17 protein-coding genes and 3 pseudogenes are annotated in these 26,602 nt (G+C 59.1%); 12 read left to right on the forward strand and 8 right to left on the reverse strand.

Annotated features, from left to right (window positions below):
• Positions 1-92: 92 nt before the first annotated feature.
• Entirely contained in the window at positions 93-3,236 is a 3,144-nt protein-coding gene (locus I6F09_RS22880) for a tetratricopeptide repeat protein (RefSeq protein ID WP_225189105.1), read from the reverse strand.
• A gap of 256 nt (positions 3,237-3,492) precedes the next feature.
• Here I6F09_RS22880 and I6F09_RS22885 point away from each other — a divergent pair, with 256 nt between their 5' ends.
• The 10 genes from I6F09_RS22885 (at position 3,493) to I6F09_RS22930 (ending at position 15,540) form a co-directional block, all read left to right on the forward strand.
• Complete coding sequence (locus I6F09_RS22885) at positions 3,493-4,410, forward strand: AAA family ATPase (protein WP_225172673.1); 918 nt, start codon at positions 3,493-3,495, stop codon at positions 4,408-4,410.
• 3 nt (positions 4,411-4,413) lie between these two features.
• A complete protein-coding gene (locus I6F09_RS22890; protein WP_080134656.1) occupies positions 4,414-4,896 on the forward strand; it encodes a hypothetical protein in 483 nt (160 codons plus the stop codon).
• Positions 4,893-5,399 (forward strand): HORMA domain containing protein, encoded by a 507-nt coding sequence (locus I6F09_RS22895; RefSeq protein WP_225144777.1) that lies wholly within the window; start codon positions 4,893-4,895, stop codon positions 5,397-5,399. The genes I6F09_RS22890 and I6F09_RS22895 overlap by 4 nt, the downstream gene beginning before the upstream one ends.
• On the forward strand, positions 5,399-6,298 hold the full coding sequence (locus I6F09_RS22900; RefSeq protein WP_225144778.1) for a CBASS oligonucleotide cyclase: 900 nt from the start codon (positions 5,399-5,401) through the stop codon (positions 6,296-6,298). The genes I6F09_RS22895 and I6F09_RS22900 overlap by 1 nt, the downstream gene beginning before the upstream one ends.
• Before the next feature lie 91 nt (positions 6,299-6,389).
• Entirely contained in the window at positions 6,390-7,859 is a 1,470-nt protein-coding gene (locus tag I6F09_RS22905) for a dsDNA nuclease domain-containing protein (protein ID WP_225189106.1), read from the forward strand.
• A 1,061-nt stretch (positions 7,860-8,920) separates the two neighbouring features.
• On the forward strand, positions 8,921-10,255 hold the full coding sequence (locus I6F09_RS22910) for an NtaA/DmoA family FMN-dependent monooxygenase (protein ID WP_225144780.1): 1,335 nt from the start codon (positions 8,921-8,923) through the stop codon (positions 10,253-10,255).
• A gap of 32 nt (positions 10,256-10,287) precedes the next feature.
• On the forward strand, positions 10,288-11,976 hold the full coding sequence (locus I6F09_RS22915) for an ABC transporter substrate-binding protein (protein ID WP_225189107.1): 1,689 nt from the start codon (positions 10,288-10,290) through the stop codon (positions 11,974-11,976).
• Entirely contained in the window at positions 11,973-12,935 is a 963-nt protein-coding gene (locus tag I6F09_RS22920; RefSeq protein WP_225144782.1) for an ABC transporter permease, read from the forward strand. The genes I6F09_RS22915 and I6F09_RS22920 overlap by 4 nt, the downstream gene beginning before the upstream one ends.
• Positions 12,932-13,813 (forward strand): ABC transporter permease, encoded by an 882-nt coding sequence (locus tag I6F09_RS22925; protein WP_225144783.1) that lies wholly within the window; start codon positions 12,932-12,934, stop codon positions 13,811-13,813. Before I6F09_RS22920 ends, I6F09_RS22925 begins: the two co-directional genes overlap by 4 nt.
• Entirely contained in the window at positions 13,810-15,540 is a 1,731-nt protein-coding gene (locus tag I6F09_RS22930) for an ABC transporter ATP-binding protein (RefSeq protein WP_225144784.1), read from the forward strand. Before I6F09_RS22925 ends, I6F09_RS22930 begins: the two co-directional genes overlap by 4 nt.
• A gap of 129 nt (positions 15,541-15,669) precedes the next feature.
• On the opposite strand, the gene I6F09_RS22935 is transcribed toward I6F09_RS22930, so the two are convergent.
• Complete coding sequence (locus I6F09_RS22935) at positions 15,670-16,104, reverse strand: acetoacetate decarboxylase family protein (protein WP_346730126.1); 435 nt, start codon at positions 16,102-16,104, stop codon at positions 15,670-15,672.
• A 98-nt stretch (positions 16,105-16,202) separates the two neighbouring features.
• Between I6F09_RS22935 and I6F09_RS22940 the strand changes: the two are divergent.
• Positions 16,203-16,963, forward strand: a pseudogene (locus I6F09_RS22940) (IS5 family transposase).
• Positions 16,964-18,501: 1,538 nt separating this feature from the next.
• On the opposite strand, the pseudogene I6F09_RS22950 reads toward I6F09_RS22940, so the two are convergent.
• The 6 genes and pseudogenes from I6F09_RS22950 to I6F09_RS22975 all read right to left on the reverse strand — a co-directional run.
• Positions 18,502-18,741: pseudogene (locus I6F09_RS22950) on the reverse strand (nickel/cobalt efflux protein RcnA); the annotation flags it as partial.
• 198 nt (positions 18,742-18,939) lie between these two features.
• The gene (locus tag I6F09_RS22955) at positions 18,940-20,223 is read right to left on the reverse strand and encodes a cystathionine gamma-synthase family protein (protein WP_225145745.1); all 1,284 of its coding nucleotides are present in this window, start codon (positions 20,221-20,223) and stop codon (positions 18,940-18,942) included.
• A gap of 64 nt (positions 20,224-20,287) precedes the next feature.
• Positions 20,288-20,638: a hypothetical protein gene (locus I6F09_RS22960; protein WP_225145749.1), complete on the reverse strand. Its 351-nt coding sequence runs from the start codon at positions 20,636-20,638 to the stop codon at positions 20,288-20,290.
• Between the two features lie 471 nt (positions 20,639-21,109).
• Positions 21,110-21,409 carry a hypothetical protein gene (locus I6F09_RS22965; RefSeq protein ID WP_225145746.1) on the reverse strand — a complete coding sequence of 100 codons (300 nt, stop codon included), beginning with the start codon at positions 21,407-21,409 and terminating at the stop codon, positions 21,110-21,112.
• Between the two features lie 82 nt (positions 21,410-21,491).
• Positions 21,492-21,918 (reverse strand): annotated as a pseudogene (locus tag I6F09_RS22970) (Ku protein); the annotation flags it as partial.
• Between the two features lie 1,819 nt (positions 21,919-23,737).
• The gene (locus I6F09_RS22975) at positions 23,738-24,538 is read right to left on the reverse strand and encodes a glycosyl hydrolase (protein ID WP_225128634.1); all 801 of its coding nucleotides are present in this window, start codon (positions 24,536-24,538) and stop codon (positions 23,738-23,740) included.
• A gap of 1,109 nt (positions 24,539-25,647) precedes the next feature.
• On the opposite strand from I6F09_RS22975, the gene I6F09_RS22980 reads away from it, so the two are divergent.
• A complete protein-coding gene (locus I6F09_RS22980) occupies positions 25,648-26,601 on the forward strand; it encodes a zincin-like metallopeptidase domain-containing protein (protein ID WP_225145748.1) in 954 nt (317 codons plus the stop codon).
• Position 26,602 lies beyond the last annotated feature (1 nt).

The following is a 26,602-nucleotide window of genomic DNA, read 5'->3' on the forward strand; positions in this document are numbered from 1 at the left end:
GGTCGTCGGAACTGTTTTCACGATTTCGACGCCCGAACGGCGCGTGCCCGATAGAATTGCTTTGGGCACGGCTGTGTGCTCAGTCACGAGTTTCAATTGGGATTGAGCTTGGCCGCTATACGTTTCGATGCTGGCGCATTGTTCGCGATGTCCATGGCGACTTCCATCACTTCCTTGGCCACAATGGGAGTATCACCGCGCCTGATCCGCAACGCGACAATCAAAGGTTCCATGGTTGACCCAAACTCGTCATTCTCAAGAATGCTTCTTACGCGATCCCCGTGACCAGCCTCGGCCACAGCCATGGCCGCGTCTACGAACATGGGGGTAAGCTCGCGCTGCTTAGGCAGCTCTTTCAAAGCAAGTTCCAAGTGCATCTGGGCTCGATTTGCCTCGTTATGGCTGAGCAATGTCCGGGCTAGAAAAAGGTGAGCCTCTGCGTAGGACGATGACAAACGTATTGCTTCCGACGCGTCTTCAATCTGACTCTCTAGGTCATCCTGCCGTAGGCGCGCGCGCGCTAGCAAGCAACGGTGATCGGACGGATCAGATGCCATCGCGCGAGCGATAAGGTCTTCACCCTCTTCCCGATCTACGAAGCGCGACAGACCGGTAAGCGCGTGAATCCCATCCTCTCGCTGTTCGAGTGCGCTTCGATAGGCGCGTCTCGCGCTGTCCGAGTTGCCACTTCGTGCCGCGATGTCGCCCTCAAGCACGGAACAGCAGTAGCAGCGTGTATCGCCAGCAAACCACTTCGAAATTTCCTCTTGGGCAGCAGTTTCTTCGCCCCGGTGGACGAGAAATTCGGCAAGGAGACGTACGGGCGAACAGAAGCGATCTTTTTGAGCAAGCGCGACGGCCCTGCGGAAGGCCTCTTCGGCTTCAGAGGAACGCTTGGGCTGTTCCTGGAGGAGTACGGCTAATGTGAGCCAGCCGTGAGCATCGTCAACAATATCGATTGCCTTACGCGCGTAGGCTTCCGCGAGCGTCTTGTCACCAGCCGCGCTTGCAAGAAAGCCCGCACTTGTCCACGCATCGCGATCGTCGTGGAGCCGCTCCACAAGGTCCTTGGCTACCTCAATGATGCGTGCGGGCGGTTCGCCGCTCCGCTGCAGTGCACGAGCGTAACTAACGAAGACCATAGGATCTTCTGCACCGAACGCGATGGATTTCGCGAGCGCCTCGGCAGCATCCTCGTCGCGGCTATCCCGCGCAAGGAGGAAGGAACCGAGATCAGCCCAGTGGCGCCAATCCTGCGACCGCATGGCGACGCGACGAAGCACGTCGAAACCTTCCTGCTGCCGGCCACTATCGCTCAGCAGTTCGACGAGCGCCCGTCGGCTTACGAATTCCTCGTCCTCGTCGATAGCCGCGCGCAATAATTCTTCGGCTTCCCTGGCGCGATTCTCCTCCTGCAAGACACGTGCATAACCGGCGCGAGTAGTGTCTGTCAGCGCATCGAGCGTGGCGGCCTTTTCATAAAGTTGAAGCGCTAATTGGCGCTGGCCCTTTTTTTCTTTAATTGCGGCGAGCTCCGCAATGGCCATGCCATACTCAGGTTCAATATCGAGAGCCATCGCAAAAGAAGCTTCAGCCAAATCCGTCTCGCCGGCGATAACGTGAGCCATGCCTTTGATCGTGGGCCCCCACGGATTCTTGGGGCGCAGCCGGATGACTTCCTGAGATGCTTTAATCGCTTCCTCTGCTCGATCTTCGCTTATGTAGAGAACAGCAAGCTTCATCCAGGGCGCAACAGCCTCTGGACGGAGTTGAGTGGCTTCGGAGTAAAGCTCAATGGCCCTCTCAAGGTCGCCGTCATCCGTGGATTGTTGAGCTCTGCCTAAGAGTGCCTGCAGGGCGTTGTCGACGCCCCTGTATTCAGTTGCGGGCAACGCTGCATTCGCCCGGGCGCTTTCCGCCGTCGCTTTTTGATGTGCAGTAAAAGAAGTTAGAAAATCGGGAGGCGTTCGCTCTAGAATACTCGTGCGGACTAAAACCGGTGCGCGTGCAAGGATGGCATCATAAAAAGCGTGGTAGTCCATTCGGCTGTCAGGACCAACCGAACAAGCTTCGCGGGCGAGGGTAGTGGCCGTGTCGATGAGCTCATCTCGATCGTAGTAATCCGTCATAAATGACACGAGCGCACGCACGCGGCTGGAGGGGTGGCTTCGGCGCCGCATGAGGTAATAGATGTTGAAGAGACGCTCGGAGGCTGAATAGAGCGCCGTTTTGCCGTATCCAGGGCTCTTAATGACGGCGCCACGCTCTGTCAGACGTGAGAGCATCGCCGATGCCGTATTCGTCGTCACGCGAGCGGCATCAGAAACTTGTTTTGCAGTGGCTGGGTCCCACGCTTCTAATAGCGCCGCAAAAATCTTTCGCTCGGTTGGAGGGAGGCTATCAAGCTGGCTTTTGAAATATTCGGTATTCTGGTCGATAAGGAAATTTAAGTTCTCCATCAAATTATGAAGCGAAGGCGATCGCATAAAATCCGCAAGAATGTGAAGCAGGCGCGGGCTGCCGCCAGTTAGGATTTCCAGCGGGCGAATGCGCTCTGTTTTTATGTCTTGCCGAGTAAGTGCATTCCAAAGCGCGCGGCACTCTTCGCGCGAGAGAGGCTTCAAATCCAGTCGCAGGAAATCTCTCGGTAGGGCGACGTTTTCTTCCGTAACAAGTTGGGAAACCGAAGTTGCGAGAACACCAAAACAATCTGCGTCGGAGAGACGTTTCAGCAAATCTTTCGCGCCGGAGCCAATTTGATCATCAAGGATAGTTTGGAAGTTTTCGACGATGATCAAAAGGCGCTTTCCAACGCGCTTAGAAAAAGCACGCAATGTCTTTAGTGCAATATCGATCAGATCCTTCTCGCTTTGGGGAGACAGAGCCTGCTCGTAGGCATCCTTTATGGTCCGATCATCCGATCGATCCTGAAGGTGAAAAAGGCATTCGAGAAAGAACTCGCCCGGTGTTGTAATGGCGTAGCTCTCTTCGCCAAAGAAGACTGGATGCCAGCGCGCGCGAAGAGCCGGATCCCGATTTACTTCTGCCAACACGCGGCGGCACAGGGTGGTTTTGCCGGCGCCGCGCGGCGCCACGATCATCACGCGAGGCGGGATTGTCGCGCCTTCCCGAAGCGGCCCGAGGACTTGAGCGAGGTCTGCCTTGCGTACAATGAAGTTCTGAACGGACTCGTCGTCCGATTGGAAGCCGGGATTGAATCTGTACGTCGATGGCATCTAAGTGACTGAACTGGCGGGCATTTTATGCGCTCCCACGGTTCGGTGCACACTGCACGGAGAATACATGCCAGCAAATCTGTTGGCAAGCCTTGCGAATCGAGAACTCGCGATTTATGGTTCCCAGCAGATTTGTTGGGAGCGGGTTGTTCGAATTATGCGTCAATACGAGCCTTGGGCTGACCCTCGACGGGTTGGCGACTCCCAACTGGGCCCTCTCGCTTGCGAGAACCCGCAACCGCAACCGGAGGCAAATGTGACGGCCCAGTTGAAAATTCTCGCCGCTGAAATCGAGCTGCCCAAGGGTATCCAGCGCATACTTCCTCTCCCAGACGACGGCCTCGGCGCGCTTTGGACCTCGATCATCCTTGATCCGGCGGTCAAGCAGAAGCTGTTGGCTCAGGCCGTCCTGAATTTCTCGATGCGGAGCAAAGTCAGCCGCAACGTGCTCCCGCTGCATGGGGTGATTCTGTTGGTGGGGCCGCCCGGCACGGGCAAGACCTCGCTGGCGCGCGGCCTTGCGCATCGGGTGGCCAAAGCGTTCCCCGACGACAAATTCCGGCTGATGGAGGTCGAGCCGCACCAGCTCGCGAGCTCATCGCTGGGGAAGAGCCAGCGGGCCGTGACCGAGTTGTTCGCGCAAGCCATCGCCGAAGCTGCTGCCGGCGGGCCTGTTGTTGTGCTCCTGGATGAAGTCGAGACCCTGGCCGCCGATCGCGCCAAGTTGAGCATGGATGCCAACCCCGTCGACGTGCACCGTGCCACCGATGCGGTGCTAGTTCAACTCGATGCGCTTGCCGAGCGCTATCCGAACCTCCTGTTTGTCGCAACGAGCAACTTCCCGCGTGCGGTAGATAGCGCGTTTACCTCCCGCTGCGACTTGATCCTCGAAATCCCGCTGCCAAACAAGGAAGCCTGTGCCGACATCCTGAAGGATTGTCTCATCGGCCTCGGCGCCGTTTACCCCGCGATCGGCAAGCTGGTGAACGCGCCGGAATTTGCGGACTGCGCAGCGGCATGCGTCGGCCTGGATGGCCGGGCGATCCGCAAGATGGTGGGTAGCGCCATTGCCACGAACCTTGAAACGGCTACCGCGCCCGGGAACCTGACGCTCGCGCAAATCCTCGCGGCTGCCAAAGCCGCGAAGGCGAGCCGCGCGGCCGCGGAGTGCTGACCCATGAGTACCGTTTCCCGCCGCACCTTTGTCAGCACACCGGCGCGCGATTCTACCAAAACCTGGCATGCGGTCGTCGACCTGTTGGCGCCTGGCGCCACGCACCCCGCACGCAAGGAATTGCTGGATGTTGTGGGCATCGCTGCCAGTATCATCTCGGATCGGTCGCCGAAAGATCACGCGATCGTCGCGACCTGCGACGGGCCACGCACACGCGTTTACTGCCTTTTCGATGATGATGCCGTGGATGGTTCGGACGCGAACGAAGCCGCGCTCGGCTACGATGCCCTGAAGGGCGATTGGGCGGTTTCCTTGCCGTGCGATCCCGACGAACTCGACTGGGTGCAGCGCGCGCTCAAAAAGCATAGCTCGCGTATCACCGCGCGTGAACTCAACGCCAGCGTAGCCGCTGACCAAGACGAGCCGGCGGCGGTGACCGCACAGGTCTCGCTTGTGCCTGACCTCAAGGGATTGCTCGAATCATGACCGCAGTCGCCGTATCCGTTTACTCCTACACGCACTCGGTCACTTATGTGGCCGAAAATATCCTCAAAAGCCTCAAAGACATCATTCGCCTTAGCGGGCTCGACCCGGCCGCCTTTGTTGAGGACTGGGACTTGTATATGCGCGGGGTCAATGGCTGGCTGCAGTCGGGTGATCTTCAAAGCGTGATGCTTGACATCTATAACCCCAAGAATGGCCAACTCCTGTTCCAATGGAAGATCGAGATTTCCTATAGCTGGACCGGCGGCGATGGGAGCTTCTGGACTGACGCGGAAGCACTCAAATACGCAATTCGCAAAGCTGGGCTGGCTCCGAGCGAAGCGAAGTACGAGCTATGGCTACAAAACAAGCCGGGCCGGCACGACATCGCCGGCTGGGGCAAGGGGACCGTGCGGTCTACCGAAGGCATGATTCGCCAAAGTGTGGGGACGACCGTCGAGCATAGCGGCCTTAGCGGCAGCACGTCGTATTTGAGGAGGGCCTGATGCTCACGACCAACGAAGCGTTTCGCAAGTTCAAGAGCAAGCTGGAGCTGAACCAGCGCGAACAGGACAATGCGTCCTCTCGTGAAAAGGAAGTCCGCAACTACCTGGACACGAAGTTTTCCATCAGCAGCGACTTCCTAACGGGTTCCTACGCGCGCTGGACCAAGACTAAGCCGCTCAAGGACGTCGACATTTTCTTTGTGCTTAACCCGAATAAGCACGACTATCGTTCCAAGTCGCCTTCAGTCGTGCTCGCCGACTTCCACGACGCGCTTGTCACGAAATACGGGGATAAAGCCGCAAAGAAGCAAGGCCGTTCGATCAATATCGACTTCGGTGTGCATGTTGACGCGGAGGACAACACCGACTACCGGATTATGAGCGTGGACGCCGTGCCCGCCTTTGAGGCCGGTAGCGATTACGAGATTCCGGATAACGATCTCGGCAGGTGGATCAAGACCAACCCAAAGACCCATGCTGAAAAAGCCACAGCGGCTCATCAAGCCTATTCCAGCGAGTGGAAGGGCCTCGTTCGCATGGTAAAGTATTGGAACAACAACCCCAAGCACGGGGAGAAGCCGGTTAAGCCGTCTTTCTTGATCGAGGTGATGGCCCTCGAAGTGCTTCACGGCGGTTTCGGTGGGAGCTTCGACCGCGAGATTCAAGGCTTCTTCGCGACGCTCGCCGACCGCATCTTCGACACATGGCCGGATCCGGCAGGGCTGGGGCCGCCGATTAGCGACGGCATGGACCAGGCCCGAAAGGAGCGCGCACGTACGCTCCTGCGTGCAGCCGAACGGGATGCTGCATTTGCTATTGATCTGAGTCGCAAAGGACGCCAGGGCGACTCGCTAAAGGCTTGGCGAGCATTGTTTGGTCCTAAGTTCCCGATCTCGTGAGATTGCATGACGCACAATCGGCTCGGAGTTAATAATGGCTGATGCGATGGTATCGAGATTGCGCGGCGACAAGTAATAGGCGGAGTGGCGAATGGGCAAAACCACCTCTGGATCGCCGGATGATAAGGGATCGCTCCTCTCGCCCGAGGCGATGGGCGGGATTAATGCTGGTAAGGGCTTTGATTTCCAGACCCGCTATACGGTGTGCCACCTGCCGATGTGGCTACAGGATGGCACCTTTCACCAGCTCTTCACGGAAGGTACGGGCGACATCGACATCCGTTATCTTGAAAACGGAAAGTCGCGCCGAAAGCACATTCAGACCAAGGACCACGACGTCGCGCCCGCCGAATTCAAGGAGGTCATCGCGACGTTTCGTGGTTTTGAGGCGGATATGCCGGGCGTCTATCAGGAATTCCGGCTGGCGTGCCCAAGTCTTTCGCCGCAGATGCGGCCTGTTGAAACGGGACTTTCTCGCCTCCGGAACGCCAAGCCTTTCTATGACGACGAGCCTTCGGCACTCGCGCAGACTCAGCACGGCGTCGACGAGCGCATGCGGAACGTGGGTCTGAGCGACGAGGACATCGCCTTCATCCACGCGAAAGTTTACATCGACGTCGGCTATGGCTATCTGGCGCACGATGAGAAGGCGCTTGATCACTTCATCGGCAGGATCCTCGACCACCCTGAATTCGCAAGTAAGATTCGAGCGATGGTTCTGCCCGCTTACGATGCTTTGCTGCGCAAGATTGGCGCCAGCAAAGGCGTCGTCCTGGACAAGTCGTCGCTCGAGACTTTGTTGCGTTCTGCGGTTCTCACTGACTTGTCCGCAGAAGCCAGCGTTACGCTCTGGGTCCACAACTGGACGAAGGAAGCATTCACACCGCCAGCGGACTACGAGTTGGATTGGACGCCTCTCTTTGACCGCGGGTCGCGCAAAGTGCCTTCGCCCAATGCCTGGACAAATGAACTTGTCCCGCAACTCGATGCCTTGAGGAAACAGATTATGGCAGCGGGCGCCGTGCGTACCATACGGTTCCGCGGAAAATGTGCCCTCTCAACCGGCATCGCTCTCGGCGCAACCTTCCCGGCGGTGGGCAGCTGGGCGTTCGAAATCCCGCAGCCGCCCGCAAAGGATTTTTGGCGCTCGGACGCGACGCCGACGCCCGGTTACGTCCTGCAGACGGAAATCACCGAGGCCGACCCAAGTGGTGCCGATCTCGTTCTTGGCTTGAACATTCGTGGCGATGGCCGCATGGATGTCATGCGGTACGTTGAGTCCACCGGTCAGACGCCTAATGCGTTCGTATTCATGGCACCGCCGAGCCAGGGAGCGCAGTCCATCGGCGGCGATGGCGACGCCGTCGCTATGGCAATGGCCGTCCGGGAAGAGCTTGGCAAGCTGCTGAAGGTCCGTCAGCTCCGCACGACCAGGCTGTTCTTCTATGGGCCGTTCGCACTTTCGGTCTTTCTCGGCCAGCAACTTACTTCGGTCGGAAGGATCCAATTGTTCGAGTACCAAGACCCCAGTTACGTTTCAAGCAGCCTTTTGAAAACCTAACCCGCTCATTGCGTCCCTTCCACGCCCCCCCCCCGGAAAACGACCAGAACTGATTAGGCTTCAAAGGCATTCGAAGAGGGCTGGGAAGTCTTCGGATCTCTCGCTATCGATTTTATATTTTTTCCAACAGGCTATTTCGACGGATCGGACATTCAGAAAGCCCAATCACCAGATTATGTTTTAGCAGTATTACAGTCGATACGATGGCTCCGACGATGGAACCGGCCGATTGTACAGCAATATGCAAGCAGGCAACTTCGCCATAGGGGCTGCCAGTTCTCTCGCAATGGGTTGATGGAAGGCGAGCCGACAGCACACTTTGTTCGCATGGCGCAGCGGGCCGGCGACCTCTTTTTCGGAGAAGGAGTGCGACCGGATCAAGACCCAAGCCATCGCCACTTGGGGCCCTATTAACCGGTCTCGTCGCTCCACTTGGTCCCGCGTAAGCGTCACTATGCTCACGCTCCTGCGGGTGCCACTTCTCTCAAGGCGATGCGCCCCGGCGCACGCCCAAAACGTTAACGAGCAGAACCGATCGATACGGACAGCTGATCGGTGATCTCTTGCAACTCTTTGCCCCGATGATGGCTCGGTTTTTGGTGATCTAGAAACTTCACAGCACGAGGCGCCATCATCTTGCCAGGCCAGGGCGAGCAGCAATTCTGAGCGGCTTCCGTCCTGAACATCAAAACGCGTACGCTTGATTGCGACACGATCGCGCCCTTCAGTTCCGGGAGGCATGCGCCTGAGATACAATCGTTTTGCACGGGGCACAGGTTGGACTGCGTCGCTCCAACCTATGCGACTGCAAACCAGAAAGATGGGACTTCTCAGTTACGGAGTTTATCATTCCGCGCGGTGATGCATCCCCAACAAAAATCAATTATCCGGCGGCACGAAGCGAAACAGGCATTCTTATTTTTCCTGCGTGGTTGACGCTGGTCGGCTCCTCAACAATGTTGAAGCGCCATGACGCGCTCATGGCTACCGAAGATTGAGAAGAGTGCGATGACGTTTTTGAGCTTCCGGCTTACCATTACCCGTGGCGGATATATCGCGTGATGACGTCGCCGCTTGAACGTGAGCTTCACCTTGGCCTGAACCTGCATGGCGCTGGGGGACATGCAGCAGCGTGGCGGTGGCCCGGAAATCCTCCTGGGGCATTCTACGATATTGAGCATTACGTGCGAGCCGCAAAGCTCGCCGAGCGTGGAAAGCTCGACGCGGTTTTCCTCGCCGACACGCCAGCGCTCAATCCGGCAATCGACAAAACCCCGCCCCTCAATGGCATCGAGCCGACGATTACGCTTGCCAGCATCGCACGAGAAACAAGATTCGTCGGTCTGATCGGCTCGGCATCCACCACGTACAACGAGCCTTATAACCTCGCGCGCCGATTCCAGTCGCTTGACGTTGTCAGTGGCGGCCGCGCGGCCTGGAACGCAGTTACGACATCCAATGTCTATACGACGAGGAGCTTCGGCGGCTACGAGCAATCCCGTGATGACCGTTATCGCCGCGCTGAAGAATTCGTGGAGGCCGTGCGAACCCTTTGGCATAGCTGGGGAGAAGGCGCCCTTATTCTGGACCAAGCGTCCGGGCGGTTTGGTGATCCGAGCAGGCTGCGGACGACGAGGCATGCCGGCGAGTTTTTCGACATCAGTGGGCCCCTGACACATCCGGGCTCAAGACAGGGGCGGCCGGTTATTTTCCAAGCCGGCGGATCGGATCAAGGGCTTCAGTTTGCGGCGCGAAGCGCCGATGCCGTGTTCTCATCGACAGGCAATTTGGAAATCGCCTTGCGCGAGGCCGATCGCCTCAGGTCGTTTGCTTCTCAACATGGACGAAGGGCGCCCCTTGTCCTGCCGGGCGTCGTCACGTTCGTTGGCGGAACGGAAGAGGAAGCCATCAAGCGCAAGGCAGAGCTTGACGAACTTATCAACTTTGACGTTGCCCTTGATGCGCTGTCCGGTCGTTTCGGTATTCCTGCCGAAAGGCTGAAGATCGACGAACCAATCGACCCCAACTTACTGCCGCGACATGCGGACGCGGCTTTTTCCATCGGCCAGTATCGCACTGTGGAAGCGCTCGTGCGCTCCGGCAAAACGGTCCGCCAGATCATCGTCGAGGCGCCTGCTTACGGTCACCGGGTGCTGGTCGGATCGCCGGAGCAGATTGCCGCTTCCTTCGAAGAGTGGTTCCGGGCTGGCGCGGTGGACGGGTTCAACGTCATACCGGATGTTCTGTCCGACGGCACGCCTGCGTTCGTCGACCATGTTGTTCCCGTCCTGCAGCGGCGCGGCTTGTTCCGTTCGGACTATCGCGGCGAAACGCTGCGCGAGCATCTTGGCATTCCACTGCAGGGCGAGCCCACCGACCAGGTCTCCGCCGCCTGAGTGCTTCTCCTTTATCACAATCGGAGCTTATCATGTCTAAGCCGGCTGCCGTTCGTTCGACGTTTCTTCTCAAAATTCTGAACCGTCGTCTGACGTCTCGCGCCGCAATCATCGCCATCACGATGTCTGGCCTTTCGAAAGCGGATGCCGTGCAGGCGGAAGACGCGTCGGCTGGCAAGCCGCGATCCGGCGGGATTATCCGGTATGGACACTTCCAGGAGCCGCCATGCCTTTATGGTGGTTGGGTGCAGCAATGGTACCTTCAGCGTCAGTTCAGTGACAATCTGGTCGCCAGGGCTGAAGACGGCAGGATCCTGCCTTGGCTTGCGACCGCATGGACCATTTCGGATGACCGCAGAACTTACACATTCCAGATCAAGCCCGACGTCAAGTTCACGGACGGGACGTCTCTGGACGCCCAGGCGGTCGTCGATAACATCAATGGATGGCTGAGCGACAATCCGGAGCTGGAGAACCCCACAGCCGGCCCTTATCTCAAGGGCGTCTTCGAATCCGCGGCGGCGACCGGGCCGCTGACGCTCAAGATCACCTTGAAGACGCCATTCGAGCCGCTGCTGAATGTCTTTGCGCAGTCCTCGCAAGGTATCCTATCGCCGACGGGGCTGAAGCGTGGCAAGGCCGTGAACTGCGAAAGCCCGGTCGGTTCGGGTCCGTTCATCGTGGAGAAATGGAACCGCGGCAAGAACGTCATATTCCGTCGAAACCCAAACTATAGTTCGGCGCCGGCCACTGCCAAGCATCAAGGCCCGGCCTATGTCGAAGGAATTGAGTGGCGTTTTCTTGCTGACCCCACGATACGCTACGGCTCGCTTCTGACCGGCGAATCCGACGTTGTCTATCATATCCCGGCCGTCAATTGGCAGGACGCCAATTCCCGGTTCAAGGTCGTGCGTCACCTCACGGGCGGAACGCCGCTTCGGCTTGCATTGTACTCGGAGAGACCGCCGTTCGACGACGTGCGTGTCAGGCAGGCTTTTGCTTACGCCTCCGACCGGCGTGCTGCCGTGCAAGCGGCGTTTCTCGGCTCGCTGCCCTATGAGGGCAATTTCGCTTTGAGCCAAAGTTCCCCGGAATATGTCAGCGACCTCTCAAAATCCTATTCCTATGACCTCGAGAAGGCGAACAAGCTGCTCGATGAGGCCGGCTGGACGGAGCGCGATGCAAACGGCATCCGCAGCAAGAACGGCAAGCCGCTGATCATACGCATCACCTACACCAACGCCTTTTCGCCTCCGGATGGCGATCAGGTCCTGCAGATCATCCAGCAGCAAGCGAAGGCTGCAGGGTTCGATGTGCGGCTCCAGCCGACCAACCAGGCTGATTTCTGGGCAGGAAAGAATCTTGGTCCAAATGACTACGAGATCGTTCCCCTATATTGGGTTGCGCCCGGCGCCGAGATCTATCGCATCTCGTACAAGCCCGACCTGAATGGTGTGCGCAATCCCTTCAATCCATCCCGCTATCAGGATCTGCCGCTGTGGGACATCATCCAGAAGGCCGAACAGGCCGCTGACAAGGCGCAGCGCATCGCGCTTTATCAGCAGGCCGAACGGCGGATCGTCGAGAACGCGCCGTCCCTGAGTTACACGGTTTTGGATGTCACCCTCGCTTTGGCCGATAATGTGAAGGACATCTGGCTCGACAGCGGGTCGGTGGGCGAGCCCGTTTTCTCGGACGCATATTTCACCGGCAAGAAATGAATGCGGTGAAGACGATAGGCAATCGAAGCTTTTGGCTGGCGCGGCGGCTCTTGTCCGGCCTGATTGTGGTCTGGGCTGCGGCAACGTTCACCTTCTTTGTGCAGTTTCTGATGCCCGGAGAACGCGCCCAGATCATCTTCAATGCAAATACCGGAAACGTGGGAGAGATTCCTCGGGACCAGCTGCTCGCCATCAACGCCAGATATGGCTTCGATCAACCCGTCATCGTGCAATACGGAAAGTATATAAGGGATGTGATGCACGGAGATCTTGGGCAGTCTTACGTTCAATATCAACCTGTCACGGACCTGATTGCGCGCCAGATCGGACCGACGATTGCACTCGCCTTTGCCGCGATGTTGACTGCTTGGATCATCACCATCACGACAACCGTTCTTTTTGCCAGGCGTGACAACATATGGTCCAAGGCGCTAGGCGGCTTTCAGGTCTTCCTCGCAACACTGCCGCCCTATTGGCTGGGGACAATCCTGCTGGTCGTTTTCGCGATCCAGCTTCGCTTTTTTCCTGTCGTCGGCGGCAACACGCTCATGGGCCTCGTTCTGCCGACGATGGCCCTGGCCCTGGAAATCTACGGTTTCCTTGGTCAAGCGGTCCTGAGTGAATTCACGCGGGTTCTTGATCAGCCTTTCATCACATCATCGAGAATGCGCGGCACGGGAGATTTCAGTGTCCGTTTGCGTCACGCTCTGCGCCATGCTGCCTTGCCGGGGATCACGCTTTCCGGCTGGATCATAGGGAAGCTGCTCTCCGGCGCGGTATTGATCGAAGCGGTCTTCGGCCGCCAGGGGCTGGGCGGCGTCCTTGTTGCAGCAACGTCCACACGGGATGTCCCGGTCGTCTCGGGGGTGGTTCTGGTTTCAGCAGCGCTGTTTGTCGCTACCAGCTTGATCGTGGATTTCACGGTGCAGCTCGTCGATCCCAGGATGAAAGAGGCATGAGTTTCGCCACTAGCTCCGCCGGACATGCAAAAGCGTTCATAACTGCAAGAGTGCTGACGGGCGCCCGTAGGTTTCCGGTTCGGGTCTATGTCGCGGCTTTCTTTATGGCGTTCTTCCTCATCGCGGCGATTGAGCCGAAACTGCTTCAGACGCATGATCCTTTAGTGCTGAGCCTGACGTCACCTCTCAAGGCCCCTTCCTTGACGCATTGGCTGGGGACGGACCAGTCCGGACGGGATCTCTATTCCCGCATCGTGGCGGGGACACGTCAGTCTCTCTCGATTGGGCTAGGTGCGACTGCGCTCAGCCTTGCCCTCGCGCTTGCACTCGGCGTGACGGCGGGCCTGTCTGGCGGCTGGATCGACAATGTGCTCAGCCGGCTGTTCGACGCCTTGTTCGCTCTCCCCACTCTGTTTCTTGCGCTTCTCTTCGTTTCGTTGTTGGGCACCTCGGTCCCGACGCTGGTCATCGCAGTCGGCCTTGGAACATCGCCCGGATATGCGCGGATGGTGAGGGTGCAGGTTCTGAGCGTTAAAGCGACCGGTTATGTTGAGGCGGCAAAGGCGCTAGGCCACTCGCCGAGACGCATCCTGTTCAAGCATATTCTCCCCAACGCAATCAGCCCACTTGCGACAATGTTCACGCTCGGTGTCGGGCAAGCCATCATTTGGGCATCCGGCCTTTCCTTTCTAGGCTTGGGAGTTGCGCCCCCCTCATCGGAATGGGGCGCGCTGCTCAATGCCGGGCGTAACTACGTGATCTATGCCTGGTGGCTCGAGGTCATGCCCGGTATTGCCATCGCTGCCTTCGCACTCTCAGTTACTGTTGTCGGCCAGTACGTGCAGCAACGCCTGGAAGGAAGGATTGAGCTTCTATGAACGTGACCTATCCCGCAGCCTCCTTCCGGCAAAATGCCACATCGCCCGCGGCTAGCAACCCGTTGCTCGGGGTACAAAACCTCAACGTTTCCTTCGGGCCGGCGCATTCGCGACGAGATGTTGTAAAGGGGGTCTCTTTCGCGGTTGAGGAAGGCCGGTGTGTCGCGATCGTCGGTGAATCGGGGTCAGGCAAGAGCGTTACGGCCCGGACGTTGGTTGGTCTTACCGGGGCGCGTTCTCATGTCCAGGCTGACCGCCTGGCTTTTCAGGACAAGAATATCGATGGCCTAGGTGACAAGGAATGGAGAGCCTTGCGCGGCAAGCGCATCGGTTTCGTCTTACAGGACGCGCTTGTGTCGCTCGATCCGCTAAGACCGGTTGGCAAGGAGATCGGTGAAGCGCTGAGTGTTCACCGTGCAATCAGGGCACGCGCAGACTTGACCGAACGGGTGGTTGAGCTTCTGAAGCTCGTGGGCGTGCCCGAGCCGGCCGTCAAGGCGCGGCAGCTTCCACATGAGCTGTCAGGAGGACAACGGCAACGAGCCTTGATTGCGACGGCAATTGCTCTCGATCCAGCTCTTTTGATCGCAGATGAGCCCACGACGGCGCTGGACGTTACGATCCAGGCTCAAATCCTGGATCTGCTCAGCGAAACCCGCGAGCGCGGCAAGGCTATGATCCTCATCAGCCACAATCTCGCCGTCGTATCGCAGATGGCCGACGAAGTTATTGTCATGCGACACGGCGAAATCGTCGAGCATGGCTCATTAGAACAGATTTTTGGCGATCCGAGACATGAATATACGCGGGGTCTTCTCAAGGCGATCCCATCCGTCCGGTCACGCGGAAGCCGTCTTTCGTCCTCTAAGGCGCCGCGCTTCGTCTCGGCTGAAGGTGAAGAGGTCAGAGCGCTGGCCAAACCGGATATCGCACAGCCTGGTAGGCCCGTGCTTGAGGCGGAACGGCTCGTCAAGCGCTTTCGTGGGCCGGATGGCGAGCTGCGTACTGTTGTGAATGACGTCTCGTTTCACCTCGGCCATGGAGAGACGCTTGGCATCGTCGGAGAGTCAGGGTCTGGGAAGACGACCGTGGCACGAATGGCGCTCGCGCTCGAAATGCCTGATGAAGGCGACGTGACACTCGGAGGTGCGCCGTGGACTTCTGCGACTGAGAAAGAGCGGCGCCGAAGGCGATCGGATATCTCGGTCATCTACCAGGATCCACTAAGTTCATTCGATCCACGCTGGACCATCGAGCGCGTCATTGATGATGCCTTGGCAAGACGCCGCGGAGATCCCCTCGACAGAGCCAGTCGACAATCCGAGGCCAGCGAGTTGCTCGATCTTGTGGGGCTGTCACCGAGCTTCAGGACAAGGCGCCCACTCGAACTGTCGGGCGGTCAACGTCAGCGGGTTGCGATCGCCCGCGCGATTGCTCCGCGCCCCAGGATCATCGTGTGTGACGAGCCGGTCGCGGCACTTGATGTATCCATTCAGGCGCAAATTCTCGATCTGCTTGGCGATCTCAAGGCTCATTTGGGCGTCAGCTATCTATTCATCTCGCATGATCTCGGCGTGGTGCACCACCTGAGCGACCGTGTTCTTGTCATGAATCATGGCGTGGCCGTCGAAGTCGGCGGAGCAGACGATGTATTTTTACGGCCTCGGCAATCCTATACGAGGAAGCTGGTTGCGGCCGTTCCACAATTGCACTTCCAGGCGGCTTAAAGTCAAGGCCAGCCACTCCCCGTCGGCTCAGCGCTAGGCTGAGCGCACGGACCAGGCGCTGCGCAAGGCAGCTAGATTTTGCCGTGGCTCTCCCATGCATGCATCCGCGCCAGCCGGAAGCCCGTCTGCCTATTCGGACGATGCAAATGCCCGTCCTTTAAGAGGTGGCACTGCCAGACGGAAGTCCACAAGACGATGGCCGATCACCACACCGGCGCAGGTGGATCTAGCCGCGACGGGGCTCACAAGCTTCGGCCGAGCGATTTGTCGCTTCAAGCTGGCGCGCCAGTCAGACCTGCGCAAATGCGTGGGCAAAAGCCTTGCGACGGGACATTCGCCGGAGCAGATCGCCGGCCGGCTGGTGCTGAAGCATGGCCGCGCCTGATGTGCGCCAGCTTGTTTTGGAGCACCAAGGACCCCCGAAGCGAGCGCTGCATCATTCGTTGTCACATAGATGTATGGTATGTAGTAGCCGGTCTGCCCGCCAGGATCACGAACTTGGATTCCTGAGTAGTGCTCCAAGTACGGTCCGACTGTGCTTAAGCCATAGCACGCTACGCCCACAATACCGATCGCCGGGTTTGCTGCAGGTACTAAGGTCTGTACCTAATTAGCGAACTCTGATTCCCTCGCAGCGGGTTGATTCCACGCGGGGGACTTCGATGCGCAAAGGACTGTTCTGGCTCAACGACAAGCAATGGACTCTGATAGAGCCGCATCTGCCAACGAACCAGACCGGACCGGTGCGCGACGACGATCGACGCGTCATCAGCGGTATCATTCACATGCTTCAGTGCGGCACACGCTGGCGCGATTGCCCGCCCGACTATGGTCCGTACACGACGATCTACAATCGTTTCAATCGCTGGGCCAAGCGCGGACATTGGCGGGCGATCTTTGAAGCGCTCGCCCGCTGCGGCAAAGACGGCGTGACTTTGTCCATCGACTCCACCACGATCAAAGCGCATCGCTCGGCGAGCGGCGGAAAAGGGGGGAGCATGAACAAGCGATCGGCCGCTCGCGCGGCGGGCGGACCACGAAAATCCACGCGCTGAGCGACCCTGACTGCCGACCTTGCGCATTTCATCTCACTCCAGGCCAGGACGCTGATATTGCCGCAGCGCCAGCCCTTTTGGAACTCGCGCCACCCATGTCTGCCCTCATTGGCGACAAAGGGTACGACGGCGACGGCTTTCGAGCCGAAATCGTCGATCGTGGTGCCAAGCCCGTCATTCCAAACAAATCCAACAGGGTTACTCTCCACAGCTTCAGCAAACGCGCCTACAAGGGGCGCAACGTCATCGAGCGCTGTTTCTGCCGCCTCAAGGATTTCAGGCGTGTCGCAACTCGCTACGACAAACTAGCCAGGAACTTCTTGGCTGCCGTCCATCTCGCCGCCATCGTTGCCTATTGGATCAATTGAGTCCGAGCCCTAGCTCCTCTGGCAGTGGACGAGTCGCGTCCCTTGTGATGCTGAACATGATATTTATGGCTTGGCAGTTAAGAAACGCGCTGCCCTGCTCGTCGCCCCGGTGGTAAAGCGGCGCATCAACGGAATGCCTTTGACTTCGTGTATTGCTGCAATCCTCCTGCTTGTTCTACTCTATCATGTGAACTCAACCTTCACATCGCTAGCGGATTCTCAGGCCAGCCGAGATTTGTCGGGGCGAGTAGGGGGGCCGCCCAGCCACTTTGGCGACTGCCGATGACGGCCGCGAGAGGGCGTGCGGATGGCGGCGCATGACTTTCCGAACGATGGCCGCTTCCGCGTGGGTAACACACGAGGGATGCTGGTCCTGCTCTGTCTCACGCTGGAAGCGCACCAAGTACACGGGATGACCTTTCGCGCAATGCAAGTCCACCTCTCGCCGGCTTTGTGGCCGCCGAAGCCCGGACTGGGTTCCGCTCGTGCACAGGCGGCGGCCGTAGCCGACGGGGCATTTTCAGCCGGAATGACGTGCATTAATACGTACTTGCGGTCCTTCCGCGTCTGTCTCCTAGTCGTGGAATAGAATGGGCGGACAGCCTGCCGCCTCATGTTCGGGGAAGGCTTCGCCAAGCTCGCGGAGAACATCCGCGCGCTGCGTCACGCAGGTATCCCGTCCGTGCAGCAACAGGGCGCCTGCAACAAGTCGCGGGTCTTGCGGCTCGTTTCGATGCGGAGCGCGTTTTCGTACGATCGCTGTCGCTGCTGTCGATCAGGTTGGCACCAGTCGTGTGCACTCCACGACAACATATTCCGGAATGCTGTCCAGCGAGGAATTGCCGACGGCCCGATAATGCCAACGGGCGATCGAAGCGCTCATCCCTTCTGGAGTAAAGAGTCGGAATTCGGTGGAGGAACTCGCCCGGACGTCAACAGCGGAAATCAATGGGGCCGCGAGACGATGCAGTCCCGCGGCCTCGCCACCGGAATTTAGTGAAAAGACAGTTTAAGTATGAAATCCCTCAGCCGGTGTTCTTACAGGAAAACACCCTGTTCCGACACTTGACAATCCGGACGGCTACTGGGAAACGCGTGCAACCGCAGACCAATGCGGCCGCGAGATCGATGAAGAAGCCGGCTAAAATTTGACGGTTCGCCTGTCCTATTCGCCTGTCATAACGGTTGCCAAGCGTCGAAAGAGTGTGCAGCGAGCAGAGCAGCGCTCCTATTGCGCTATTCGTAGTCGTCGGCTTCGTGCAGGAATGGTGATCCTGCGGGTGCCGTTTGAGCGTATCATTGCTGTTGCGCTGATTGCACGATGTTCGTGCATAACTGCCGGTTGCCGAGGCCCGCTTCAGCGTCATACGGCTTCCGTTCGCTTAAACCATTTCCTCGGTAAGCCAATGTAGTAGCCGCGCCTGATCTCGACCTGCAACTGCACGCTACCGCGAAGGCGATCTCCGATAGGTTCCAGCAACCGCCTTCCGTAGGACGGACGCGGGTGCCGGTCAGATCATCAGTTAGTGCCAACCCGATCAACCCCTGTAGAGGCCGACAAGCACGATCTGGCGGCGGAGAACGTCTGGCGCACGGTGCGCGAAGCGGCTGAAGACGCTCCAATGGCGCTCGAGCCGGCGAAGGCTGAGGGGGGCGGCGACGCCGGCCGAAACCATCGTGATTGCAAGGAAGCAGAGGACCATAACTGAGTCGAGGCTGAACTGCTCCAACCAGATGCAAAGCAGGAGCACGGTGATCGCGGTCGGGCACGGGATCAGGCGGCAATTGGGAGTTGGTTTCGTCGTTGGCCCACGGGTCGCGCCGTCTCCAAATGGCTCGAAGCCGAGTGAGATGACGGGCCTGCCGGCGATTCCCTGCTGAACGCATCCAGCAAGGGCTATTGCGCAGAGTAGCGAGGCTGCCGCGGCGATCATGTCGGCATGCCGCGCGCGTCCAATCCGCTTTGATCCCCCCGCTCAAGCCGCATTCAGCGCCTGGGCGAGGTCCGCGATCAGATCCGACGGGTTCTCGATCCCGATCGACAGCCGGATGGTGGAATCGAGCACGCCGATCTTTTGGCGGATGTCGGCGGGAACGCCGGAATGGGTCATGGTCGCGGGCAGGCTCGCGAGCGACTCGGTGCCGCCGAGGCTCACCGCCAGCTTGAGGATTTGCAGCGCATTGAGGAATTTCACCGCCGCCTCCTTCCCGCCGACGATGTCGAACGAGAAGGTCGATCCCGCGCCCAGGCATTGTCTCGCGAACACCCGCCCCGAGGGCGAGGCCTGCTCGTGATGGCCGAGATAATGAACCCTGGCGACCTTGGGGTGGTCGCGCAGATAGCTCGCGACCAGGCGCGCATTCGCATCGGCCTTTTCCATGCGCAGGCTCAGCGTCTCCAATGAGCGGTTGATCATCCAGCACGAATGCGGATCGAGCTGGGTGCCGATGGCGCCGCGCAGCGCCTTGATGCCCTTCATGATCGCCTTCGATCCGAGTGCGGCGCCCGCGATCAGGTCGGAGTGGCCGCCGACATACTTCGTCAGCGAATACAGCGACAGGTCCGCGCCGTGCTCGATCGGCCGCTGAAACACCGGGCCGAGCAGCGTGTTGTCGCAGGCGATGATCGGCGTGTGTCCCTGGGCCTTGCCGACGGAATCGGCGATGCGGCGGATCATCGCGATGTCGACGAGGCCGTTGGTCGGATTGGCCGGGGTCTCGATCAGGATCATCGAAACCCGCCCCCTCCCCGTCGCCTCCTCCGCGGCCTGCCTGACGGAGGCCTCATCGATGCCGTCGGCAAAGCCGACCGCGCCGATCGACAGGCGCGCCAGCGTGTTCGTCAGCAGCGTTTCCGTGCCGCCATAGAGCGGCTGGGAGTGCAGGATGACGTCGCCGGGCCGGACGAAGGCGAGGATCGTGGTCGCGATCGCCGCCATGCCCGAGGAGAACAGCGCACAGCTCTCGGTGCGCTCGTAGACCGCGAGCCTGTCCTCGACGATCTCGCTGTTGGGGTGGTTGAAGCGCGAATAGACCAGGCCCGCGCCCATGCCTTCTGGCGGCTCACGCCGGCCGGCGACGTAATCGAAGAAGTCCTGGCCGTCTTCGGCGGTCTTGAATACGAAGGTCGAGGTCAGGAACACCGGCGGCTTGATGGCGCCTTCCGACAATTGCGGATCATAGCCATAGGTCAGCATCAGGGTTTCCGGATGCAGCATATGGTTGCCGATATGGATCTTCGACGGGAACGGTTTTACCATGGCTGCCTCGCTGTTCTGATGCTCGCCGCGCGTTGCGGGCCGAATCGGTGGTACCCCGCGGTGGTCACGAAATCGAGCCTGTATGCAGGTTCGTCAGCACCTGCTCCGGCAGCGGATCTCCAGACATGCTCAAATGCGTCAGTAGGTTCTCGGGTAGGCTGGTTAGCTGGCTATGGTTAGCGAGGAGGAGCACGAGCCCGGGCGGGAGCGCCTCAGGTAAGCTGGTTAGCTGGTTGCCCCTAACGGCGAAAGTATGGAGCATAGCGGGGAAGCCCTCCGGCAGACTCGTCAATTGATTGTCGCTGAGCTCGAGATATTGGAGCGAATCAGGGTGGATCTCCGCTCCTGCCCCCTTTTGTTCGTCTGAAGAGATCCCATCGGCGCGCAGAATCTGTCCTGCCTCAAAAGGATCCATTCCATACTCCCTTGCCAGGACTGTGTAGACTTAGTCCACCCGATACGTTGTAACCTCTGAAGCACTTACCTGTCGGTAAGCTGACGAAGAAGCTATCGCCAGGTGGCGACCATAGGAGTTGGAAACGCGGTGATCGTTGCGCCTGCCCGAAGCTGCTCGACCATTTCAGCACGACCATCATATGACAGGGACGTATCCGCGTGGAGGCGTCTGATTTCCACCTCGCCGTCCCACCGTCCCACCGCCGCCTTGCTCTGCGCGGCCGTCCCCTGTCGCTGCCTGAACTGTTCGGCTGCCCGCGCCGCACACATCGCGCGCTGGCTCTCGGCGGACGCAGTGGGACGGAGTGCTCACAGTCTATGACGTGGCAGATTCAGCTCATGCGGAGGATGACGTAGACCAGAGGGTTGAAAATTGGGCTGCCGAACGGGACGTGGGCGCGCTCGAATTCGAGAAGAAGCCCTAACGCGATTAAATCTCTCCGAGAGAGAGCAACATCTCGATCTCGGATCGTTGTCGGTGTCGACGCTTCAAATTCAGGCTGATGACGTATCCCAGCGGATCGTCACCGTAATAGTTGCGCGTCGGGCAATCGGCGCCGGTCTCGACGGCGGCGCGATAGCGATTGCGGCCGTCGAGGATATTTCTCTTGAACACGCCGACTGCTTCGCGCACGCCGTTTTCGCTGACGTCGGACAAGAACTCGGCATAGGCGTCGCCCTCGATCCGCGCGAAAATGGCAGCGATGGGATCCGGCTCAAGCTGGGTCATGCCGCCAACCTAATGAGCGGTTGTGCTAGCGCTCTGGGAGCCCGAATTCGTGGCCGCCGCCCTGCAGAGGGGCAAGTCCTTGACGGATCTCGTCGAAGCATTCCAGCTCGCTGCGCACGCCATAGGGTAGCGCAGCAGAGTGCCGACAAGGCCTTTGTCCATCGGCTCGAGCGCAATGATATGCTCGCGGTCGGTCAGCACCACCCGGCCGATGGCGACCTTGTCCATCTCTCGAATGGTCTCGCGGATCACGGCCAAGGCGTCGTGGCCGACCTTGCCGTCCGGGCGCTGGCAGTAGGGGCGGATCAGGTAGCGGGGATCGATGTCGGGCCGGTCGACGAACTCGTCGATCTCGATGGTACGTGTCGATTCGAGCGCGATCTCCTCGAGCTCCTCTTTCGAGACCTAGATGTACTGACCCTTCTCGAGCTCGTAGCCCCGACGATGTCTTCGTTCGGTACCTCGTTGTCGGTGTCGGCGTCGACCTTCACGTACTTGATGCGGTGTCCCGGTCTGGCGGTTGAAGGCGATACTGTGTTTTCCCAAAAAGGCCAGGCCTTCTTCCTCAGCTCGCGAGGCTGCCGTCTGTCGGCGACCGGCCTGCAGAGCGCCAGCAAAGATTGCGTGAGCCAGCCACCACGTATGATTCCACGGCGCGGCCAAAATGAATGCGAGCGACGATAGCCGACCCATACGCTACTCAGAAGGAGGCAATCCGCGCCGCGGTCGATGCCGTCCAAGCGAACGGAAAGGCAGGGCACGACGCTTAGGTTCTCGTTCAAAGGGAGAACCACCAATTTAGAATCGAGTGGACACATGGCCACGACCCATACCCCACCAGCCGGCTAATCGCGGACCACACGAGATCGGCCGACCAATCCTGGTAGGTGCCTTGCAGTCCTTCTCCGCGATAATTGGCAGCACCCTTTGGGAGTTCAGCCTCTCGGGGGCCGAGGTGGCCAGCCTTGCTAACTCCGAGGGCGACGGCTGGTGGTAGGGACAGTGCTTTCGGGGGCGCGAGCGCCGAATCACCCCTGCGCTGGCCGTTTTTCGGAGCGGTAAGCCGCTTGAAGTCCCCGCCTTTCCGCTGAATCTTCACCAACGGTGCGAGCTGGAATCACTGCTTCCAACCACAGTCCAAAGGAAACCTGATATGATCCCTATTGAGCAGTCCTTTATTCGAGCGCTAACGTTGCTTGACGGACCAAAACCGACCGAGCAACGGCCTGAAATCGTCGCCCACCTGGATACTATTGTAGACTATGCACGTGACGAATTTCAAAGCGATGGCCCTGAACCACCTCGACAGTATCGGTCGAGATACGTCGACTATTGTTAAGGAAAAAATGGAGCTGGCTCTGATCGCCACTGAAAAATTGATTATAGCTATCGTCGAGCGCAACTGGCGGGGAATAAGATCCGAGCGATGTCCATGCAGGAACGTTGCAACTAGGCAATACGCCGGCCGCTGGTCGCGATCAGATAAGCATGACCGATGACGACCTCCACCAAAGACATGCACGCAGCGCAGCCCGACGGGAATATAGTGCACTGCGTAAGGCTGCGCTGGTGAGGAGGCGGCTAAGCAGCGAGCGCAGCAATTAGCCGAGACCAACACGGTCGAACTTGGCAGCTCACTTGCAAGATTGCGAGCTATCCGTCGCGCGCGAACTGAGGCGCTTAGTTTGTGCAATTCTCGCCCTTACCCTTTGCCATGGCGTTTGTCCCTCACAGATACGATCCCGTTCGCCCGGCGCCGGCGCGTTCAGGTCTTCCTGGTAAAACTTCACCGCAGTTTAGCAATGCTCCATGCCTCATACTCGGATCGGCGGCTCTGACGCGTTCGTCTCAAATGTAATAAGTCGGCCCCGATTTCTGCGAAACGATAATAGGTCAAGTCATCGCCTCCGACATTGCGCAATGGGAGCCGGAGGCCGAAGCCTCAGGCGTCGCCGCGGATTGATCGCATGGCGTCACCTGCTGCAAAGGTGACCGTCGGCGACACGCTGAAGGGAGGATGGATCCTCTCGTTCTATGCGATGAGGGGAACGCCGGCCCCCCACGGGTGGCGCGCGCCGAAGGCGGAACGGGGCAGTGATGGCGATCGCCGAGAGGCGAGCCCCTTTCCCGAGTGCCGCTACCGGGCGCCCCGATTTACGGGCTTCGATGTTCGACGAAGAAGTCTTTTAACGCGGCAGTTAGGAGCTGGGGCAGCTTGTCAAGCGCATTGCTAGGCATTGCTTCAGTCTCCGCAGCCCATGCGCATGGAATTTAAATCCCGATCGTCGGCCCGGCGGCGTCGGGACCGAGGCGAACAGAACTGGATCTTCACTTTGACGTCACGGTCCAGTTATTGAACTTGAAGTCCATTCCGCCTGGGGACGAGGTGATCTCGACGCCGTATTGGACGCTACCGACGTTTATGTCGCCGAAGTAGCCTTTCGACTTGATCCACTCTAGGATGCCCTTGATGTCCACTGTCCCGCTATTGCTCTTCGAAGTGGGCACCAGCGAGATGACGTTGTGACCATTGTTCCCTTGAAACACGTTCCAGGTCGTCCCTCCCACCTCGACGTTAGTGTAGACCGGGATCGCCGCCCCGGAGGGATCCTGCCGATAATGATAAGAAATCGGCTTAACGTTGCCGCTACCGTCCGAGTTTCCGGTGTAGTTTGTCCAGATCATGATCTCATGCTGGTTTGAACTGTCCCAAATATCATAGGCGGTGTCCCAAGCGCCGCTGTTAGGAACGTCCTGATTGAAGGTCGAGCTCAAGGTGTTGATTGCACTGAGCGGCTTCCCGATATGGACGGCCTCATGCGGATAGCTCTTGATGCCACCAGTTCGAGGCTGGTTCGACCACACGCTCCACCGGTTCGGTCCATACACTGAAATGGTCTGAGGCCCGGCACCACTGCCCCACACATCGTTGTTCCAGGAGTAGCCATCGCGTGCAAAGTTCCCGTATGGAGCGCTCGAACTCCAAATCGGGGGCTTTGCCGGTACAGCGGCGAGCGGCCGCCCGACGTCGTTTACAGCTTGTCTGAAAAGCTCATGATCCTCCTGTGAGCGGGCGTACCCCGTTGGGAACTCTGGCAAGCCGGCACCGTTTATCCGATTGGAATCCATTATGCTCTCCCTTGCTCCTATGAGAACAAACCCTCTTCGGTTGGCCCTTAAAGATCGGCTTCGAATTCTAGGACGGTTGGCTTTCGAGAAGCTGACTAGTGCGAGAGTGCACGGTGCGCGCCTGTCCGCTACTTTTCCAACCCACGCATGTGGCGCAACAAGGATGCCCTCGCCCTTTCGGTAGGGAGGGTACGTCCACCGATACCCGCACCGTCGCCGTATTCAAGGACGGCCGGGGCTCAGCGCGCCTTGATCTCCAGTGCCCATTGGGCACGGCGAAGCGTCAATCCACATGGTGCGCCGATCACCGCGCTCGGGGAGTGGAACTAGCGCGGTTTGGCGACTCACGTTACCCATCATTTAAGCCCCTCACTACGCAATGGGAATGAAATGGTTGCAGCTACCCGTGAACCGCCGGCCTCTGGTTACGCACTCGAAGTGGATGGCCGACTCAAAGCCGAATTTGCAACCAGAGACGGCGCCAGGGCAGGTGGAGAAGAACTAAAGAAACGTTTTCCCATGCTTCAAATCAGGATCTATGACGCGCAGACGCCTGCGCGCGAGGAAATCTAGATCTTCAGGCTAGCGGATTTTTCCGCTTTGCGCGTGCGGCTTCCGCCGCACCGGGCTCTCGTGAACCGAGCCGCTTTGCGTCTCGGCCATCCGGCTTCGATCCCTCGCGCAAGGCCTGGGGAGTTCCTCGCCGGGGGCACTCGGGAAAGCGGCTCGCCTACGGCGATCGCTATCACTGCCCCGTTCCCGGGTGCCGCTATTGAACCGGTCTCGTCGCTGCACTCGGACCCGCGTGCCCTTCGGGTCGCTATGCTCACGCTCTCCGGGTGCCTTTTGTGTCAAGGCGATGCGCCCTTGGCGCACGCCTGTGGGGCCTGCGGCCCTAAAGCACCTCGAGGCCATCCCGAAGAATGGAACGAAAGACGGAGCGCGTCTCAGATTTCGCATTCTGTCATTTGTGTGGGTGAGGAGCTCTCGCGAATCGCGCGGCCTCGATTTCGCCTGAAGAAGGCTAAAGTGAGAGTGCCGGCCGGGTTTTGCCGTGACGGGTTACAAGCTGCGAGAGAGGCTCGCGGCGCCCGTCGCGGAGATCCGTTATGTCCAGACACTATCTTCGGGCACGCGCCGGCGAGGACCGAACCAGCCTTTATGACAAAATCACCAACAAAATTATCGGCGAGCTTGAAGCCGGCCGCGTCCCGTGGGTGCAGCCTTGGGGTTCGGCGGCGGCGGCGGCGTCATTGGCCATGCCGAAAAGCGCCGCCACTGGCCGTCAATACAGCGGCATCAACGTCCTAATCCTTTGGGGGGCTGCCACCGAACACGCATTCACCAGTCAGAGCTGGCTCACCTTCCGTCAGGCGCTCTCGCTCGGCGGTCACGTCCGCAAGGGCGAGCGCGGCACGAGCGTCGTCTATGCCGACCGCTTTGTGCCGGCCGACGAAAAGCGGCGCGCCAGCGAAACAGGTGACGAAGCGCAGGCCATCCCGTTCCTCAAGCGGTTCACGGTCTTCAATATCGATCAGTGCGAGGGCTTGCCTTCGGAGATCGCAACGACGCCACCTCCGCCGCCTGGCCTGATCGAGCCAAAGATTGAATACCTGATCAAGGCGACCGGGATCGACTTCCGCATTGGCGGCAACCGCGCCTTCTACATGCCGGCAGAAGATTATGTGCAGGTACCGCCACCACAAGCCTATTTCGAGCCGATCAACTGGCATCGGACGGCCTTTCACGAGCTGGCGCATGCTAGCGGCCATACATCGCGTCTGAATCGCGATTTGTCGGGAAGCTACGGAAGCAAGAAGTATGCCTTTGAGGAATTGATCGCGGAGATATCATCCGCATTCGGATGCGCCTCGCTCGGCATCGTGCCGACGGTGCGACATGCCGATTATATCGGCTCCTGGCTTGAGGTGCTGCGAGAGGACAATCGTGCTATTGTGCGAGCTGCCTCGCAAGCCAGCAAGGTTGCGGATTATCTCCTTGGGTTCTTGCCGGAGGAGGTTGGCGACATGACGACGGAGAGAGCGGAACAGGAGGCAGCGTGAG

The sequence above is a fragment of the Bradyrhizobium sp. IC3195 genome (genome assembly GCF_020193585.1).
In the GTDB taxonomy this organism is placed as follows: Bacteria; Pseudomonadota; Alphaproteobacteria; order Rhizobiales; family Xanthobacteraceae; genus Bradyrhizobium; species Bradyrhizobium yuanmingense.

What these genes read in the sequence shown, in the direction of transcription:
- I6F09_RS22880 (WP_225189105.1), bottom strand. Translation starts at nt 3,236, where the DNA reads ATGCCATCGACGTACAGATTCAATCCCGGCTTCCAATCGGACGACGAG.
- I6F09_RS22890 (WP_080134656.1), top strand. Translation starts at nt 4,414, where the DNA reads ATGAGTACCGTTTCCCGCCGCACCTTTGTCAGCACACCGGCGCGCGAT.
- I6F09_RS22895 (WP_225144777.1), top strand. Translation starts at nt 4,893, where the DNA reads ATGACCGCAGTCGCCGTATCCGTTTACTCCTACACGCACTCGGTCACT.
- I6F09_RS22900 (WP_225144778.1), top strand. Translation starts at nt 5,399, where the DNA reads ATGCTCACGACCAACGAAGCGTTTCGCAAGTTCAAGAGCAAGCTGGAG.
- I6F09_RS22905 (WP_225189106.1), top strand. Translation starts at nt 6,390, where the DNA reads ATGGGCAAAACCACCTCTGGATCGCCGGATGATAAGGGATCGCTCCTC.
- I6F09_RS22910 (WP_225144780.1), top strand. Translation starts at nt 8,921, where the DNA reads ATGACGTCGCCGCTTGAACGTGAGCTTCACCTTGGCCTGAACCTGCAT.
- I6F09_RS22915 (WP_225189107.1), top strand. Translation starts at nt 10,288, where the DNA reads ATGTCTAAGCCGGCTGCCGTTCGTTCGACGTTTCTTCTCAAAATTCTG.
- I6F09_RS22920 (WP_225144782.1), top strand. Translation starts at nt 11,973, where the DNA reads ATGAATGCGGTGAAGACGATAGGCAATCGAAGCTTTTGGCTGGCGCGG.
- I6F09_RS22925 (WP_225144783.1), top strand. Translation starts at nt 12,932, where the DNA reads ATGAGTTTCGCCACTAGCTCCGCCGGACATGCAAAAGCGTTCATAACT.
- I6F09_RS22930 (WP_225144784.1), top strand. Translation starts at nt 13,810, where the DNA reads ATGAACGTGACCTATCCCGCAGCCTCCTTCCGGCAAAATGCCACATCG.
- I6F09_RS22955 (WP_225145745.1), bottom strand. Translation starts at nt 20,223, where the DNA reads ATGGTAAAACCGTTCCCGTCGAAGATCCATATCGGCAACCATATGCTG.
- I6F09_RS22960 (WP_225145749.1), bottom strand. Translation starts at nt 20,638, where the DNA reads ATGGATCCTTTTGAGGCAGGACAGATTCTGCGCGCCGATGGGATCTCT.
- I6F09_RS22965 (WP_225145746.1), bottom strand. Translation starts at nt 21,409, where the DNA reads ATGACCCAGCTTGAGCCGGATCCCATCGCTGCCATTTTCGCGCGGATC.
- I6F09_RS22975 (WP_225128634.1), bottom strand. Translation starts at nt 24,538, where the DNA reads ATGGATTCCAATCGGATAAACGGTGCCGGCTTGCCAGAGTTCCCAACG.
- I6F09_RS22980 (WP_225145748.1), top strand. Translation starts at nt 25,648, where the DNA reads ATGTCCAGACACTATCTTCGGGCACGCGCCGGCGAGGACCGAACCAGC.